The 15,650-nt window shown below is 42.5% G+C and carries 18 protein-coding genes; 12 read left to right on the top strand and 6 right to left on the bottom strand.

Translation table 11 applies throughout. From position 1 onward, the window contains the following. The first annotated feature begins 185 nt into the window (after positions 1 to 185). Positions 186 to 1,421: a pyruvate dehydrogenase complex dihydrolipoamide acetyltransferase gene (locus F9K23_14550; protein KAB2914185.1), complete on the top strand. Its 1,236-nt coding sequence runs from the start codon at positions 186 to 188 to the stop codon at positions 1,419 to 1,421. A gap of 113 nt (positions 1,422 to 1,534) precedes the next feature. Here F9K23_14550 and F9K23_14545 read toward each other — a convergent pair whose 3' ends face one another. Next, on the bottom strand, positions 1,535 to 1,942 hold the full coding sequence (locus F9K23_14545; GenBank protein ID KAB2914184.1) for a response regulator: 408 nt from the start codon (positions 1,940 to 1,942) through the stop codon (positions 1,535 to 1,537). A 254-nt stretch (positions 1,943 to 2,196) separates the two neighbouring features. Between F9K23_14545 and F9K23_14540 the strand changes: the two genes are divergently transcribed. Beyond that, complete coding sequence (locus F9K23_14540) at positions 2,197 to 3,639, top strand: aldehyde dehydrogenase (protein KAB2914183.1); 1,443 nt, start codon at positions 2,197 to 2,199, stop codon at positions 3,637 to 3,639. A gap of 332 nt (positions 3,640 to 3,971) precedes the next feature. Here the strand turns inward: F9K23_14540 and radA are convergent, their stop codons facing one another. After that, on the bottom strand, positions 3,972 to 5,339 hold the full coding sequence (gene radA / locus F9K23_14535; GenBank protein ID KAB2914182.1) for a DNA repair protein RadA: 1,368 nt from the start codon (positions 5,337 to 5,339) through the stop codon (positions 3,972 to 3,974). Between the two features lie 141 nt (positions 5,340 to 5,480). On the opposite strand from radA, the gene F9K23_14530 reads away from it, so the two are divergent. The 7 genes from F9K23_14530 to rimK all read left to right on the top strand — a co-directional run bounded on the left by F9K23_14530 (position 5,481) and on the right by rimK (position 9,768). Continuing rightward, on the top strand, positions 5,481 to 6,299 hold the full coding sequence (locus F9K23_14530) for a MotA/TolQ/ExbB proton channel family protein (protein ID KAB2914181.1): 819 nt from the start codon (positions 5,481 to 5,483) through the stop codon (positions 6,297 to 6,299). Between the two features lie 25 nt (positions 6,300 to 6,324). Continuing rightward, a complete protein-coding gene (locus tag F9K23_14525; protein KAB2914180.1) occupies positions 6,325 to 6,798 on the top strand; it encodes a hypothetical protein in 474 nt (157 codons plus the stop codon). Between the two features lies 1 nt (position 6,799). Beyond that, the gene (locus F9K23_14520) at positions 6,800 to 7,345 is read left to right on the top strand and encodes a biopolymer transporter ExbD (protein KAB2914179.1); all 546 of its coding nucleotides are present in this window, start codon (positions 6,800 to 6,802) and stop codon (positions 7,343 to 7,345) included. Then, positions 7,345 to 7,815, top strand: coding sequence for a biopolymer transporter ExbD (locus tag F9K23_14515; GenBank protein KAB2914178.1), 471 nt, complete (start codon positions 7,345 to 7,347; stop codon positions 7,813 to 7,815). Before F9K23_14520 ends, F9K23_14515 begins: the two co-directional genes overlap by 1 nt. 67 nt (positions 7,816 to 7,882) lie before the next feature. Then, the gene (locus F9K23_14510; GenBank protein ID KAB2914177.1) at positions 7,883 to 8,335 is read left to right on the top strand and encodes a D-tyrosyl-tRNA(Tyr) deacylase; all 453 of its coding nucleotides are present in this window, start codon (positions 7,883 to 7,885) and stop codon (positions 8,333 to 8,335) included. Positions 8,336 to 8,353: 18 nt separating this feature from the next. Further along, a complete protein-coding gene (locus F9K23_14505; protein ID KAB2914176.1) occupies positions 8,354 to 8,839 on the top strand; it encodes a hypothetical protein in 486 nt (161 codons plus the stop codon). Positions 8,840 to 8,856: 17 nt separating this feature from the next. Continuing rightward, the gene (rimK, locus tag F9K23_14500) at positions 8,857 to 9,768 is read left to right on the top strand and encodes a 30S ribosomal protein S6--L-glutamate ligase (protein KAB2914175.1); all 912 of its coding nucleotides are present in this window, start codon (positions 8,857 to 8,859) and stop codon (positions 9,766 to 9,768) included. A gap of 6 nt (positions 9,769 to 9,774) precedes the next feature. On the opposite strand, the gene F9K23_14495 is transcribed toward rimK, so the two are convergent. After that, the gene (locus F9K23_14495) at positions 9,775 to 10,053 is read right to left on the bottom strand and encodes a DUF493 family protein (GenBank protein KAB2914174.1); all 279 of its coding nucleotides are present in this window, start codon (positions 10,051 to 10,053) and stop codon (positions 9,775 to 9,777) included. Positions 10,054 to 10,164: 111 nt separating this feature from the next. On the opposite strand from F9K23_14495, the gene F9K23_14490 reads away from it, so the two are divergent. Beyond that, the gene (locus tag F9K23_14490) at positions 10,165 to 10,386 is read left to right on the top strand and encodes a hypothetical protein (GenBank protein ID KAB2914173.1); all 222 of its coding nucleotides are present in this window, start codon (positions 10,165 to 10,167) and stop codon (positions 10,384 to 10,386) included. Further along, entirely contained in the window at positions 10,376 to 10,663 is a 288-nt protein-coding gene (locus F9K23_14485; protein ID KAB2914172.1) for a hypothetical protein, read from the top strand. Before F9K23_14490 ends, F9K23_14485 begins: the two co-directional genes overlap by 11 nt. Here F9K23_14485 and F9K23_14480 read toward each other — a convergent pair. From F9K23_14480 to F9K23_14470, 3 genes are read right to left on the bottom strand one after another with little or no spacing between them, the layout of a single operon-like run. Then, complete coding sequence (locus F9K23_14480) at positions 10,632 to 12,098, bottom strand: O-antigen ligase family protein (GenBank protein KAB2914171.1); 1,467 nt, start codon at positions 12,096 to 12,098, stop codon at positions 10,632 to 10,634. The two genes, F9K23_14485 and F9K23_14480, sit on opposite strands and share 32 nt — an antisense overlap. Positions 12,099 to 12,110: 12 nt before the next feature. Then, complete coding sequence (locus F9K23_14475) at positions 12,111 to 13,124, bottom strand: hypothetical protein (GenBank protein KAB2914170.1); 1,014 nt, start codon at positions 13,122 to 13,124, stop codon at positions 12,111 to 12,113. A 58-nt stretch (positions 13,125 to 13,182) separates the two neighbouring features. Beyond that, positions 13,183 to 14,655 (bottom strand): oligosaccharide flippase family protein, encoded by a 1,473-nt coding sequence (locus F9K23_14470; GenBank protein KAB2914169.1) that lies wholly within the window; start codon positions 14,653 to 14,655, stop codon positions 13,183 to 13,185. An 86-nt stretch (positions 14,656 to 14,741) separates the two neighbouring features. Between F9K23_14470 and F9K23_14465 the strand changes: the two genes are divergently transcribed. Then, positions 14,742 to 15,650 (top strand): hypothetical protein (locus tag F9K23_14465; GenBank protein ID KAB2914168.1); only part of this gene is annotated, 909 nt, incomplete at its 3' end.

The raw sequence follows: 15,650 nt of genomic DNA, 5'->3' as shown, positions 1-15,650 counted from the left end.
CTATACTATATAATATAGCATAGGATTTTATGCCGGATGATACATACGGGTTTTTTAAACAGTCGAGGGTTTTAAACCCTTGGCTGTTTAAAAAACCCGTACTATTTTCATACCTTTTATAAACCGTTCTGCAAATACGGTTGATTGTATTATTTTTGACCCCCGAATACTAAAACACGTATACAATGGCTGAAGTGATAAGAATGCCCAAAATGAGCGACACCATGACTGAAGGTGTGATTGTTGAATGGCTTAAAAAAGTGGGCGATACTGTTAAATCAGGTGATATATTGGCTGAGGTGGAAACCGATAAGGCCACTATGGAGTTGGAAAACTATGTGAAAGGCACTTTGCTGCACATAGGCATACAAAAGGGACAAGCTGTTCCTGTTGATGGTATTATTGCTATTGTAGGTGAACCCGGTGAAGATATTGCCGCATTATTGGCAGGTGGTGCGCCCGCAGCTAAAACTGAGGCTCCTAAAGAAGAGGCCAAAGCCGAAGCTCCGGCAGTGGTTACCAACAATACTGCTGCACCCGTTGCGCAACCAGTTGTTACAAGTAACGACGATAGCCGCTTAAAGGCATCACCTTTGGCACGCAAAATGGCCGAAGAGCGCGGTATTGATATACAGCGCATACACGGTAGCGGCGATAACGGCCGTATTGTGAAGCGTGATGTTGAGAATTACAAAGAAAGCGCTGCCAGCGTTCCTGCTGCAGCTGCATATACAGGGGTTGAAAGCTTTAGTGAAGAGCCGGTGAGCCAAATGCGCAAAACCATTGCGCGCCGTTTGGCAGAAAGCAAATTCACAGCTCCTCACTTTTACCTTACCATGGAAATTAACATGGATAAGGCAGTGGAAGCCCGTACCGCTATGAATAGCTACTCACCTGTGAAGTTATCGTACAACGATATGGTGATTAAAGCTGCTGCCATTGCGTTGCGCCAACACCCTCAAGTAAATTCATCGTGGATGGGCGAAAAAATCCGCCACAACAGCCACATACACGTAGGTGTAGCTGTTGCTGTTGACGATGGTTTATTGGTGCCTGTAGTTCGTTTTGCAGATAACAAAAGCCTTAGCCAAATCAGCGCAGAGGTAAAAGAGTTGGCCGATAAAGCTAAAAACAAAAAACTACAACCCGCTGAGTGGGAAGGGAACACCTTCTCTATAAGCAATTTGGGTATGTACGGTATAGAAGAGTTTACCGCCATTATTAATCCTCCCAATGCTTGTATATTGGCAGTGGGCGGTATGAAAGAGACTGTGATTGTAGAAAACGGTCAAATGCGTCCCGGTCATGTAATGAAAGTAACCTTAAGCTGCGACCACCGCGTGGTTGACGGTGTAGTAGGTTCTAAATTCTTGCAAACCTTTAAAAACTTGCTTGAAGAGCCCGTTAGGTTACTAGTGTAATCTGATGATGATATTAAGAAGGCCCGAACATTTATGTTCGGGCCTTCTTGTTTTATACAACTACCGACGTTGTTTTCCTGAGCCTGTCAAAATACCCTGAGCTTGCCGAAGGATTATGCGGATTGCTTAAATATCGAGTAGTATTGATTTAAGCTAATGGGTTTCGTTAAATAGTCGGTTACTTCGCCATACGACTTCGCTTTCTCAATATCTACCGGGTTCTTTGATGAACTAAGCATATAGATTCTTACTTTCTTAGCTAATGAGTCTTTAATCTTTGCAAACTCTTCTAAAAAGCCCCAGCCGTCAACCACCGGCATTTTAATATCTAAAAAAATCACATCGGGCAGCTTATCAGCGTTGGTAGCCATACTCTTAAAGTACTCAATGGCAGGGCCGCCGTCGGGGAATACAAGTAAGTTGGTACACTCGGGTGTTTTTTGCAGCATTTTCTCAACTATAAAGGCATGCACCAAATCATCATCTATAAGGCAGGCAAAATTTACTTTTTCGGTCTCCATAAAAATTAAAATGCCAAATTACCTACTGCTTAGTGTCCTGATTTTTTGGATTGTGCACTTTTCCACAGCTCAGTAACGACAGTATGTATAGCCTACAAAGCACAAAATCAAATAATTAAAAGTTAATCGGTTATTTTAAAAATAAATCTAAATACGGCCAATGCTATATCACAATTTTTTTAAAGATGTAGCTGCGAATTGCATGTGGTAAGTTCCAAAAACTAACTTTCCAAAATGTTACCTTTGTACCTTCTATGCAAAAGATAGCCAACTACATTAACGGTGAATTAATTGCCCCAAAATCAGGGGCGTATATAGATAATTACGAACCTGCTACCGGTCAAGTATATAGCCTTTGTCCCGATAGCGATGATGCGGATGTGCAAGCCGCAGTTGAGGCCGCAAAAGCTGCGTTTGAAGGTTGGGCAAATATGCCTGTGAATGAACGTAGCAGTATTATGCTCCGTTTGGCGCAGTTGATTGAAGATAATAATGAGCTGCTTGCCAAAGCAGAAAGCCGCGACCAAGGTAAACCCGTTTGGTTAGCACAAAAGGGCGAGATACCCCGCGCACAGCAAAATATTCATTTTTTTGCTACCGCTATTGAGCATTATGCCAGCGAAGCGCATCCCATGACTGATTTTGCAGTAAACTATACTACCCGCACCCCAATTGGAGTGGTAGGATGTATTAGTCCGTGGAACTTGCCGCTGTACCTGTTTACTTGGAAAATAGCTCCTGCACTTGCAGCGGGTAACTGTGTGGTGGCTAAACCGTCAGAAATTACTCCCATGACCGCCTATTTGTTCAGTGAGTTGTGCATACAGGCAGGCTTGCCCAAAGGCGTGTTGAATATTGTACACGGACTTGGTCCTAAGGTGGGTAATGCCATTGTGAGCCATCCTGAAATTACAGCTATATCATTTACAGGCGGAACCTCAACAGGTAAACACATTGCCGGTGTTGCCGCACCCATGTTCAAGAAACTTTCGTTGGAGTTGGGAGGTAAAAACCCCAATATCATTTTTGATGATTGCGATTTTGATAAAGCAGTGAAAACCTCGGTGCTTTCTTCGTTCCAAAATCAAGGCGAGATTTGCTTGTGCGGGTCGCGTATTTTCGTCCAACGCAGCATTTACGATAAATTTAAAGAGGCATTTGTAGCCCAAGTGAAGCAATTGGTAGTAGGTGACCCCTCTAACGATGCTACTAAAGTGGGTGCAATTGTCTCAAAACCCCATTTCGAAAAAGTGTTAAGCTATATTGAGCTTGCCAAGCAGGAGGGGGGAGTAGTGCTAACCGGAGGTCATACCGTGCAACCTGAAGGACGTTGCAATACAGGCTGGTTTATTGCGCCTACTGTAATTGAAGGGTTGAGTTATGATTGCCGCACTAACCAAGAAGAAATATTTGGCCCTGTAGTAACCCTAACTCCGTTTGATACGGAAGAAGAAGTGCTAATGTATGCCAACAGCACCACTTATGGCCTTGCTGCCACTATTTGGACTGAGAATCTGACTAAGGCCCATCGTATGGCTGCCAAAGTGAAGAGCGGTATAATATGGATTAACTGCTGGTTGCTGCGTGATTTGCGTACTCCGTTTGGCGGCATGAAGCAAAGCGGTGTAGGCCGCGAGGGCGGCTGGGAAGCTCTACGTTTCTTTACTGAAACTAAAAACGTTTGCATTAAGCTGTAAGCAGGTGTTGAACTTGTTTCAGCATCGTCCTGCCGACGCATGTCGGCATCACATTATCTCATTCACTTGATTTCCCTATGCGATCCCGAACCGAGTTCGGGAGGGCGGTGGTTTTCCTCCTCCTACATCCTCCTCCAAAGGAGGACATTGGGGTGCTGACCTATCTCATTAACTTTTCAAGTATCAAATTTCGTTCGTCGTTCAATATCCCCCGCTTGCGGGGGTGAGGGGGTGGAAATGCAACTCAGGTAGTCTCCTGCCGAACTTGTTTCGGCATCTCATCACCATTCACAAGATTTTCCTATGCGATTACGAACCGAGTTAGAGCGGGACTACCCAAACAGCAGCTCGAAAGCTTCTTCAACTTTGCCTACGGCTTCTATTTTTATTTTGGGTTTTATCATCTCCAATCCTTTTTGATTGAATTTTGAAATGAAGATACGGTCAAAACCCAGCTTCTCAGCTTCACTAATGCGTTGTTCAATACGGGTAACCGCGCGTATTTCACCACTCAAGCCCACTTCGGCTGCAAAAGCTGTTTTATGAGGAATGGCAATATCCTCGTATGAGGATAGTATCGCAGAGACGATGGCCAAATCCGTCCCGGGGTCTTCTATTTTTAATCCGCCTGCTATATTTATAAATACATCTTGCACCCCCAAACGGAAACCACAACGTTTTTCAAGCACGGCTAACAACATATTCAGCCTGCGCAAATCAAACCCGTTGCTGTTGCGTTGCGGGGTACCGTACACTGCCGTACTTACCAATGCCTGCGTTTCAATCAGCAATGGCCTTGCTCCTTCCAGCGAGGCGCAAATAGCAATACCGCTTAGGTTATCGTCTTTTTGTGAGATAAGAATTTCGCTAGGGTTGCTCACTTCGCGCAATCCGGCCTCTACCATTTCATAAATGCCCAACTCGGAGGTGTTTCCGAAACGGTTTTTGGTGGTGCGTAATAATCTATAGGTATTATGGCGGTCGCCCTCAAATTGCAGCACGGTATCCACCATGTGTTCTAACACTTTTGGTCCGGCAATAGCTCCGTCTTTAGTAATATGGCCTATCAAAAAAACAGGCGTATGTGTTTCTTTAGCAAAACGCAGCAGTTCGCCCGCGCACTCTTTTATCTGACTAATGCTGCCCGGTGTGCTATCCACCAACGATGAATGCAGCGTTTGTACTGAATCTATAACAACGATATCAGGCTCCACATCTTTTATGGCTGTAAAAATTTCATCCAACCCTGTTTCAGTAAAAACGTAACAGTTTTCATTCGCAATGCCAATCCGGTCGGCACGGTTTTTTATCTGTACAGCACTTTCTTCGCCGCTCACATACAAAATTTTGTAGCCTGAGTTCAGCGCCATTTGTAATAGCAGGGTACTTTTCCCTATACCGGGTTCGCCTCCCAGCAATACCAAACTGCCCGGCATAATGCCGCTTCCCAATACGCGGTTCAATTCGGCATCAGGGGTAACAATACGGTGTCCGCTTTGTGCAGTTACCTCTTTTATAGGCACTGAAACTACCTTCTCTTTAGTGCTACCTGCCTTGTATCCCTTTTGTTGAGGTTTATCTTTATGAACTATTTCTTCAACATAGGTGTTCCATTCGCCACAGTTTGGGCACTTTCCAATCCATTTTGTGGATTGTGATCCACAATTCTGACAGAAAAATGACTTTTGTATCTTCGCCATTTACGTTTAGTCTCTAAAATAAAAACAGTTTTTACAGGGGCAAGATAAGATAGCTTATAAAAAAAACGCTGAATTAATATGCTTAATAGTAATTTATCCTATTTTTGCCCACAATCCAAAAATTTAAAGAAACACGTTTGTATGAAAAAAGTATTAGCAATGGTTTTGGCTTTGGGTTTTGTGCTATGCCAAGCCACCACTGTTTTAGCCGAAAGTAAACCTGACACAGGTGCCGCTAAAACCACAGCAACTGACACTACCCAAAAAGCAGACACGTCAAAAAAAGCCGCCGCTACTAGTGAAGAGGCTCCTAAAGAAGAAGCAAAAGCAGAAGGAATGCAGGTTATCAAAGATAAATTTATCGAAGGTGACCCAATATGGATGACTCCTGTATTGTTGTGCTTGATTTTTGGTTTGGCAATTGCTATTGAAAGGGTTCTTACTCTAAGCCTTTCAAGCACCAACACTAAGAAATTTTTGGCAAATATTGAAGATGCGCTAAACACCGGTGGTGTTGAAGCTGCTAAAGAGGTATGCCGCAACACTCGTGGTCCTATCGCTTCTATATTTTATCAAGGTCTTGACCGTTCGCACGAAGGGATTGACATTGTAGAAAAGTCAGTAGCTTCATACGGCTCAGTACAAATGGGTCAAATGGAAAAGGGTCTTGTATGGCTTAACCTGTTTATTGCTCTTGCCCCTATGTTGGGTTTCTTGGGTACAGTAATCGGTATGATTATCGCGTTCGACCAAATTGCAGCAGCAGGTGATATTTCTCCAACAGTAGTAGCAGGTGGTATCAAAATCGCTCTTTTAACTACGGTTGCGGGTTTGATTGTTGCGATTATCCTTCAAATCTTCTATAACATTATCGTTTCTAAAATCGATTCGATTGTTAACGATATGGAAGATTCATCAATATCTCTAGTAGATATGTTGGTGAGGAAAGAAATTAAGTAATTAGGTCATTTAAACCATTTTCGATATGTCGTTAAAAAGAATTTTAACTATAGCATTTTATGCTATTACAGTGCTTATATCTGTAATAGGCTTTTATATAATGCTATTTCAGTCTGACTCGCTAGGTCAGCCAGCGGAAGTGATGGTGCTTGACGAAAACTTGCAAAAAGGCACAGGCATCGTACTTTGGTTATCGGTTGCATTATCAATAATTGCTGCAGGTATAGCTTTTGTTGTATTACCGGTAACTGGTATGCTAGCTAATCCTAAAAGCCTTAAAACAGCCGGTATTGGAGTTGGCACTCTTGCGCTGATATTTTTAGCCGGTTACGTTACTGCAGGTAACGAGGTAACAGCTACTTACATTAGTATGGGTATTGATACCCCGGGTAAATCTAAATTTATCGGAGGTATGATAAACGCTACTGTTATCTTATTCGTAATAAGCATACTTATGTATGTGTACAATACCGTAACTGATTTTATTAAACAATTATAATATGGCCCGCAAGCAACGCCCAATACCCGAAATAAATGCAGGCTCGATGGCTGATATAGCTTTCTTGCTGCTTATCTTCTTCCTGGTAACAACTACCATGGATACCGATATGGGTTTGCGCGCTGTCCTTCCTCCTATGCCTCTACCGAATCAAGAAGTTCCTGAGTTTAACAAAAGGAACGTGTTTGAAATCCGTATCAACTCAAACAACCAATTACTGGTTGAGGGTGAATACATTCAAATTCGAGAATTGAAGGCTAAGACGATTAAGTTTATCACTAACTACGGTAGGGAAGCAAACCTATCTGACGATCCCAAAAAAGCGGTTATTTCATTGAAAAACGACCGTGGTACTGAATACGATATTTATGTACAGGTGCAGGATAAACTTAGAAAAGCGTATAGGGAAGTGAGGGATAAGGCCGCACAGCAGAAATACGGTAAAGATTTTGAATCGCTTTCTGATGCTGAAAAGGAAATTATCAAAAAGGAGTTTCCTCAAAAGATTTCAGAAGCTGAACCCGAAGATATAGGAGGAACTAAATAATGGCAAAGTTTAAGAAAAAGAAGTCTACAGGCTCAGCGCCTATTTCAACAGCTTCGTTGCCTGATATCGTGTTCATGTTGCTTTTCTTCTTCATGGTGACTACCACCTTGCGTGAGGTTACTTTGAAAGTAAAAAACAATACTCCAATGGCCGAAGAGGTTGAAAAACTTGAACGTAAATCAGCTACCAGCTTTATTTACGTTGGCCCCCCTGCCGATGACCGTTTAGGTACTGCATCACGTATCCAGCTAAACGATCAATTAGCATACCCTAGCCAAATTCCTCAATTCTTAGAGTTGGAGAAAACACAGATACACCCTGTAGATTTGCCTAAGTTTTCAGTTTCATTAAAAGCTGATAAAGAAGCAAAAATGGGTACAGTGGTGGATGTGAAGCAGGAATTACGTAAAACATCGGTGTTTAAGATTTATTACTCAGCGAAAAAACGTAATACCGGCCCAGGCCTGTAACAAACGATTTTTTGGAATACTTTAATCCATCACCTTACAGTGATGGATTTTTTATTTATAGACACCCATGAAAGCAGTAATACAAAGGGTTTTGCAAGCAAGCGTAACCATAGACGGAGTTGAACACTCATCTATCGGCCCCGGTTTAATGGTGCTATTGGGTATTGAGGAAGCGGATAGTTCTGAAGATATTGAGTGGCTAACTGCTAAGATGGTAAACCTGCGCATTTTTAACGATACTGACGGGGTAATGAACCTGAGCCTTTTGGATACCAAGGGTGATATGTTGCTGGTAAGTCAGTTTACTTTGCACGCCAGTACAAAAAAAGGAAACCGTCCGTCGTATATTATGGCGGCAAAGCCCGATATAGCTATACCTTTGTACGAGCAAACCATTAAGCAGGTTGAAACCTTATTGAACAAGCCTATAAAAACAGGTAAGTTTGGTGCTGACATGAAAGTGGGATTGATAAACGACGGACCTGTTACAATACTGATTGATACTAAGAACAGAGTATAAATTATAATTGATTGAGCTATGGCCCCAAAGCTACGACCCAAAATAGGCTGGAAAGAAAAAGTTGACTTTGTTGACTTTGGCCTTGAGGACGTGGATGCCAAAATTGATACCGGCGCATCTACATCGGTGCTGCATTGCAGCAGCATCGCCTTGGTGAAACGCTATCGTAAACAATATGTTAAATTTATTCCGTTAGATGCTTCAATGCCTGCTTTTAACGGTAAAGAGTTTATTTTGCCGTTTCATAAAGAGAAGAGAATAAAAAACTCTTTCGGGCATGGTGAGAACCGCTATATAGTGCTTACTACCGTAAGAATGTTCGGCAAGTTATACGATATGGAAATCTCGTTGCGCGACCGCTCTAACCTTGAGTACCCTGTACTGCTGGGCAGGAGGTTTTTACGGGGAAAATTTGTGGTAGATGTGGCCAAGGCCAACCTATCACACAAAAAGAAGATAAAGAAACTAAAGAACGCATTGCATACTGAAAAGCGTGCCCAATAATTAACCGGGTAAGTTTTATGAAAATCGCTATTTTATCCAGAAACACAAAGTTGTATTCAACCGCAAGGCTGGTTGAGGCTGCCCAACAAAGGGGGCATGAGGTTGAAGTATATAACCACCTTGATTGTTACGTAGGGCTTAAAAAAGGGGCTCCTACCATACACCATAACGGTAAAGACATTACCGGAGTGGATGCTGTAATACCGCGCATCGGCTCATCGGTAACGTTTTACGGAACGGCCATTGTGCGCCAGTTTGAAATGATGAACGTGTTTTGTGCCAACGGAAGTATGGCCATTACCCGCTCTCGAGATAAACTGCGCAGTATGCAATTACTTGCCCGCGAAGGCTTGGGAATGCCCCATACGGCATTTGCCCACAATGCGGACAATATGAACGACCTTCTTAAAATGCTGGGCGGAGTTCCTGTGGTGATAAAACTACTAGAGGGAACCCAAGGCATAGGCGTGATGCTTGCCGAAACTAAAAAGACGGCTAAATCGATTTTAGAGGCTTTTCAAGGCATTGATAAGAACGTACTGCTCCAAGAGTATATAAAAGAGGCTAAAGGAGCTGATTTGCGCGTTATTGTGGTGGGCAATGAGGTAGTATGTGCCATGAAAAGACAAGCTGCCGAAGGTGAGTTCCGCTCTAACCTGCACAGGGGAGGAAGTGCCGCACCGATAAAACTGACAAAAGCTGAGAAAGAAACTGCATTAAAAGCTGCCAAAGCAATGGGCTTGCACATAGCCGGTGTGGATATGCTGCAAAGCGACAGGGGACCTTTGGTACTTGAAGTAAACTCATCACCCGGTTTGGAAGGCATTGAACAAGCCACCAAAAAGGACATTGCAGGAAAGATGATTGAGTTTATAGAGCAGAATGTGAACAAGAAAAGACCCGGCCGCAAGGATAAAGTGAGTGCCTAACAGTTCTCACAACATCACCAAGCCGTCAATCTCAGCACCGCGTTTATAAATGGCAATCACATCTTCAGGGGTTGCCATTTCTATATCTACCGTTAAGCTTTGGTATTTATTTGCACTTGATTGCAGGTAATGCACCTTAGCATCACTCCCAAACCAGTTTTCTATTTTAGCCCCTAATTGGTGGTCGGTTTTAAAGATAAATTTAAACCTGTACACCGAAGGCCACTGTGAGTATTGGTATAACCTGTCGAGCAGGGATTTGTAAGCATCTACTTCTTCAGCCATAAACTGCAATTTTACAACAAAAGCCGTGCTAATTAAAATATTGGCATAAAATAAGGCTATGTGCAGCGGCTGAATACAATTAAAAAAGCACGTTTTAAGTTATATTTGAATATGGAAATCAAGATTGAACTTGATGAAACAACCGAAAACGGAAAGAAACTTTTACAAGCTTTAGAAGAGCTGGGAGTGAAGTATTCAACCACTGCGTTAAGTGCCAAAGATGTAGCATTGGGAATAGGCAGGAAAGCAACAGATAAAGAGCTTGAAGAATATCTCAATCATTGCATGAATAGTGAACTTAGTGATATTGATGATTTGATTAATGAAAATTAAGCTTTCAAAAGAAGCGCAACTTGTTATTTCGGAATTGTCGACGTTCGTTGATTCAAAAAACACTGCTGGCGCGGGTAAGCGTTTCAAGAAAAATTTCTTGCTCAAAATAAAAAACACCTTAACTACCTTTTCAGATCATAATGATTGCAAATACCCTGTTTTTAAAGCAAGAGGGCTGCGCTGCTTTTTTATTGATAAATGGGTGATTGCCTACAAAAAAGAAGATGATGAAATTGTAGTATATGTTATTGTTTTTGGCTCTCTTTTGCAGTATTAGAAAAAGTCTTATCAATCTTTTCCAAGGCCACTAAAATAGCACAGAAGCCCCACAAGGGCACGGCAATTTTGTCGTAATCAATGTAACTGTTTAGTACGCCGTGTACGTAGTAGGTAATCAATCCTAACACTACTGCAAGAGCTATGGTGCGTGTCTTTTCGTTAATGCTGTTGTAAAACAGCCGCATTCCCTTATAAACGCTTAATAAAAAGAAACCTAACCAAGTGAGCATACCAAAAAGGCCGCCTTCAGCCAAGGGCCCTAAGTATTCGCTATGGGCATGACCCACATCGCCAAAGTTGGTACTGATAACCGTTAAATCTTTACTACGCTGAAAAGGCGCATACTGAAATGCGTACGTGCCCGGACCCCAACCCAACACTGGCCGCTCTTCAAACATTCGGATAGCGCAGTTCCAACGGTTAATACGCTCAAGGTTACTGGGGTCGTTCTTAATGTTTGAAACCGATTGCAAGTGTTCGCCCAAATCGCTTTTACGCGATGAGCCTTGCTCATTCTCGCTCAACTTTAGCATGATGTCTTTCTGAAAAACAAAAATGCCCAGCAACACCACAAATATCGAAGTGAATATAAAACGTATGGGTACTTTGATGTAGAACACAGCCATAGCAGCCAATGCGCCCATTAAACTAATCCAAGTGGCGCGGGTGTATGAGTAGGTGATGGCAAGCAAAAACAACATAGCCGCCAACGCAATAAACCCGCGGGTAAGGGTGCTATACCCCATTTGCTTACTGCGTATAAAAAACACAATCAGCATAGGGGTAGTTATTGCCACCGTAGCACTGTAAACACCGTGTACCCAAAAGAAGGGCTGTATCATGTAGGGGAAAACATCCCTGATAAACCCGTGTTGGTAATGGCGTACCATTACGTACACAACTACTCCGGCCAACGGAATGGTAAACCACCACAAAAACTTCTCGATACGGTTGTAGTTGGTAAACAGCAAATAGGCCATGAAGTAGAACACTACGATGTACCAAATCCGTGAAACGGTGTATTTAAACGAAACCAGCGGCATACTGCTGGTAGCCGAGGTAAACAACAACCAGCCTACGTTTATAAGTATGGCAATGGTGAGCGGATTGCGCATTAGCTCGCGGGTATTGTTGCCCCCCTCATTGTTAAGCAATTTTAGCCCGCCAATAATCATTAACAGAATAATGATGGGCTCTGTGGGGAGTATCAACCCGAAGTTGCCCATTAAATGCCATACAGGTATTGAAAAGGGAACTAAACCGGTAACAAGGTAGATAAGCTTATCCTGTGCAAACAGGGCAAGTAATACGATAATAAACGCTATAGGAAAAAGGGGCACAAAATAGAAATCAAACAGCACAGCAATCACATTGGCTGCTATAAATAAGCCGCCAATAGCATAAAAGCTGATTATCTGCCCCCGTGTAAGCATATATAAACGCAATTAAGCGTTGTTACCTTCTTTTAGTTGGGCGCGGAAGAAAGAAAGACGCTCCATCAATATCATCATCAATACCGATAAGATAAACACGCCGAATGTTGAAAGCAGTACAATAATACTGCGACGGGGATACGCTTTTTGCTCGGCGGCAAAAGCAGGGCTAATCTCAAACTTGTGGGGAATGTACTCTTCCATATCTGCTTTTGCTTTGCGGTACTTTTCTTTCAAGTGGTTCATTTGCTCCACTTGTTGGCTAAGAGATTCGGTAAGACGTATCAACGTACCCACATCGGCACCGCTTTTAGCCATTTTTTGCTGGCGTTCCATTGCCTGTCCGGTACCTTCATTCTTTCCGCCTGAAAGCATTGCGGGAGAAATGCCCTTGCCGCTTGATATTTCGTTTACTTGCTGCTGCAAGCTCTCAACTTCCTTTATCTTGGCATTATACTCGTTCTCAATAATCTGATATGCCTTACTGGCTACCTGTCTCTGAATCTCGGTACGCACAGTATCATATATCTGTGAAATTCCGTTGGCAATGCTCGCTGCCATTTTAGGGTCGGCATCCAGCACACTAATCTCTATTGAAAGAAATTCAGTACGGCGGAATTTTATGTTTGATTTTATTTTGTTGGCAAGCTTGGTGTATGGCATCGAGCCGTTAGGGTCGATATTATAATGCTTCATCAACTGAAAGCGCTCAACCACGCGACCCATCAATTGAGAAGAACCCAAAATTTGCAAAGCCTGCTCGGCGTTTTCCTCTTCACCAAATTCAGAAGCATCCACATCACGTGCCGTTGCATCTTCCAAAATACCCCCTGAAACTGAGTTGTTTTTTGCGGGGTAGAAAATCACATTCGACTCGTACTTTGGGGTAATAAATGCAGGACCTGAAAATATAATGGAAGCGATAGCAGCCACCACTGTAAGGATGATTATCGGCATTTTGCGACGGATAATCAGACGGATAATCTCGATGGTATTAAACTGGTAATTGGTCTTTTGGTCAGACATCAGATAAAGAGTATTTATGGCAAAAATAAAAATTACGGCGATATAATAAGGCTTCTGCCTAAGTGGTTTTGAACGATGTAAGTAATTCTTTGATTTTTATTAGTCCGGTACTTACTGCTAATAAAACCATGCAGCCTAGTGCAGCAAGCACTTCAAGTTTCCAATCCCACTGTATAAATGTAAAGGCATAAAAAACGGTTGCGGCTGAAACGGGAAAAAAAATAGTTGAAAGGGCAAATTTTGGCGGTACGGTGAACTTGAAAAACCGTCGGCAATACAAAACGGTAAGTAGTATCACCAATGATTGTGTGGCAATTGTGGCAATACAAGCCCCCATTGCTTTGTATTGGGGTATCAGCACAAGGTTTAGCAAAAAATTGGCAAACAAACCAAGTACCGAGATGATGTTTAGCTGCCGTAAGCTGCCGTTGGCAGTTAGCAGAGTACCAAAAATATACCCCATGCTGATGGGTACAAAAGCACTGAGCACCCATGCAAAAATGTAGGCATTGTAAGGGGTGTATAAATTGGGGTAGATAAGATTGTACAAGTCCTCCTTATAAAACCAAGCCAGCAGGGGCACTCCCACGGCAGGCAACATCATAATGGCGAAACTTTGTTTTACCAGTTGGCCTACAGGCAACCCCCGGTGTATCAAACGGCCAAACATGGGCAGTAGCATATTGGCCATTAATACGGCAAACATTATCAACGAATCAAGCAGGCGAAACCCTGATGCATAAATACCGGCCTCGGTAGCACCGTCGGGAAGCAAACGCTCAATCATTACCGCATCCAGGCGGGTGTAAAAGCTCATCAAGGTTACTAGTATGGCATACGGATACGATTTTTTTACAATATCCTTTACGGTAGCCCACTCCACCCTAAATTCTGTCTTTTTTATAAAACGGTATAGTACAACAAAAGAGATACTCACTCCGCACACTAAACCAAGTACCTGTACCCACGCAAAAGTGTAAATGGTGAAAGGGGTGGAAAACGGATTAAGCCAAAGTAAAAGACCGCACAAAACAATCATTACCAGCTTATCACTTACTGAAAGAAAACTTTCGGTTTTGAAGAGGTGCAAAGCAGATACATTTGAACGCAGGTAGTTGTAAAAGGTTATCAGCCCTTGGTTGATACCAATGATTATCAGCAACCCTAATTGCTGGCTGTTGTAGCCCACTACAAACGAAAAAACCACCAGCACCAACAAATACAAGGCAAACAAACCGGTTTTGGCGGCAAGGATATTAGCCAAATAAAACGATAGCTTTTCGGGCTCACCCGCTATTACACGGTTGTTGTAGTTAATAATACCTACATCGCTTACAATGGCAAAAATGTAAGCAAAGTTAAAAAGGGCAAAATAGTCGCCATACACCTCGCTGCCCAGCATATTCTGCACGGCCACATCAATACCAAACACCCAAAACAGTTTCACCGCAAGGTTCAGTACCACTAAAAGGGTAAAGTTTGATAAAAATTTTTGCTGCATGTGCGGCGCAAAAATACATCTATTACCCATAGCAGATAAAGCCTATGTTTTTTTCGTCAAAAGATTCAATAAAAACACATCCCATATCGTTTAATATGACGAAACCTATCGTAACTATGAAATCATACCCAGTGATTGCATTATTGCTGCTTTTTGCAGCTTGCTCATCACACAAACTGCACAAAAGGAGTGTGGTAGAAATGGATTTAGTAATTGACACTGCACAAGCCATACAGCAAAATGGCGTTTTAGCAACAGGCATAAATGTCCGTTTGCATAATGGTAAACAAAAATCAACTATCGGCTTGGCCAAAGGAGGTTGGGACTGGTGGCGATTTAATGTGCAAGCGGTTAACTCGGCATTTAGCTATGGAAGGTTAACCTACAATCCCCGGGAAGTTTTAACCGAAAATAAGCCGATACAGTTGATTGTCAAACCAAAAAACAATGCCAACTATGTAGATACATTTACCATTGATATTCCACGCCCTCAGAAGGTTACTGTTTTTTTTGAAATGCCTGCGGTGATTTCTCCCGGAATACCTTTAAAACTAACGCTCCACAGTAGATTTAGTAACGGAACAGAAGTATCAACCACCTCATTTAATGGCAGCTTTTTGTGGAATTTGTTTGACGTTGAGTACAACGGTAAAATGATTAAAAACGGGATACTGATTCCCGACTCTAAATACCCTTTTTCTGTTGATTTTATTGAGGTAAAGGTATCGTACAAGTATAATCCGGATGTAAAAACTGAAATTCAAATTCCGTTATTATACAATGGGGCTTACCATTTAAATTTTGACGGGTATGGCGGGCAGCAAGGCAGAGACGGTAATGACGCTTACGGGCAAAACGGTAGGGACGGGCGAGGCGGACAGAACGGCGGTTCGGGTGGGTCGGGTCAAAACGGGAAAAACGTTACAGTGTATTTAAAAAGCCTTGTCAGCAATAGCTCCACTTTGTTGCTGGTTAGAGCTGAAAGTTTGGGACAAGTTGAGACTGCCTGCATCAATGTAAAAGGG

The sequence above is a fragment of the Bacteroidota bacterium genome, assembly GCA_008933805.1.
Classification (GTDB): domain Bacteria; phylum Bacteroidota; class Bacteroidia; order UBA8524; family UBA8524; genus SB11.
The sequence above is the reverse complement of the archived record's forward strand: the minus strand, read 5'-3'. Positions and strand labels throughout refer to the sequence as shown.

Bases quoted from the DNA above. Each gene is read 5' to 3' on its own strand.
- rimK (KAB2914175.1), top strand. From the start codon at position 8,857: ATGAAAATCGCTATTTTATCCAGAAACACAAAGTTGTATTCAACCGCA.
- F9K23_14525 (KAB2914180.1), top strand. From the start codon at position 6,325: ATGTCGTTAAAAAGAATTTTAACTATAGCATTTTATGCTATTACAGTG.
- F9K23_14520 (KAB2914179.1), top strand. From the start codon at position 6,800: ATGGCCCGCAAGCAACGCCCAATACCCGAAATAAATGCAGGCTCGATG.
- F9K23_14550 (KAB2914185.1), top strand. From the start codon at position 186: ATGGCTGAAGTGATAAGAATGCCCAAAATGAGCGACACCATGACTGAA.
- F9K23_14510 (KAB2914177.1), top strand. From the start codon at position 7,883: ATGAAAGCAGTAATACAAAGGGTTTTGCAAGCAAGCGTAACCATAGAC.
- F9K23_14515 (KAB2914178.1), top strand. From the start codon at position 7,345: ATGGCAAAGTTTAAGAAAAAGAAGTCTACAGGCTCAGCGCCTATTTCA.
- F9K23_14530 (KAB2914181.1), top strand. From the start codon at position 5,481: ATGAAAAAAGTATTAGCAATGGTTTTGGCTTTGGGTTTTGTGCTATGC.
- F9K23_14470 (KAB2914169.1), bottom strand. From the start codon at position 14,655: ATGGGTAATAGATGTATTTTTGCGCCGCACATGCAGCAAAAATTTTTA.
- F9K23_14505 (KAB2914176.1), top strand. From the start codon at position 8,354: ATGGCCCCAAAGCTACGACCCAAAATAGGCTGGAAAGAAAAAGTTGAC.
- F9K23_14495 (KAB2914174.1), bottom strand. From the start codon at position 10,053: ATGGCTGAAGAAGTAGATGCTTACAAATCCCTGCTCGACAGGTTATAC.
- F9K23_14485 (KAB2914172.1), top strand. From the start codon at position 10,376: ATGAAAATTAAGCTTTCAAAAGAAGCGCAACTTGTTATTTCGGAATTG.
- F9K23_14480 (KAB2914171.1), bottom strand. From the start codon at position 12,098: ATGCTTACACGGGGGCAGATAATCAGCTTTTATGCTATTGGCGGCTTA.
- radA (KAB2914182.1), bottom strand. From the start codon at position 5,339: ATGGCGAAGATACAAAAGTCATTTTTCTGTCAGAATTGTGGATCACAA.
- F9K23_14540 (KAB2914183.1), top strand. From the start codon at position 2,197: ATGCAAAAGATAGCCAACTACATTAACGGTGAATTAATTGCCCCAAAA.
- F9K23_14490 (KAB2914173.1), top strand. From the start codon at position 10,165: ATGGAAATCAAGATTGAACTTGATGAAACAACCGAAAACGGAAAGAAA.
- F9K23_14475 (KAB2914170.1), bottom strand. From the start codon at position 13,124: ATGTCTGACCAAAAGACCAATTACCAGTTTAATACCATCGAGATTATC.
- F9K23_14545 (KAB2914184.1), bottom strand. From the start codon at position 1,942: ATGGAGACCGAAAAAGTAAATTTTGCCTGCCTTATAGATGATGATTTG.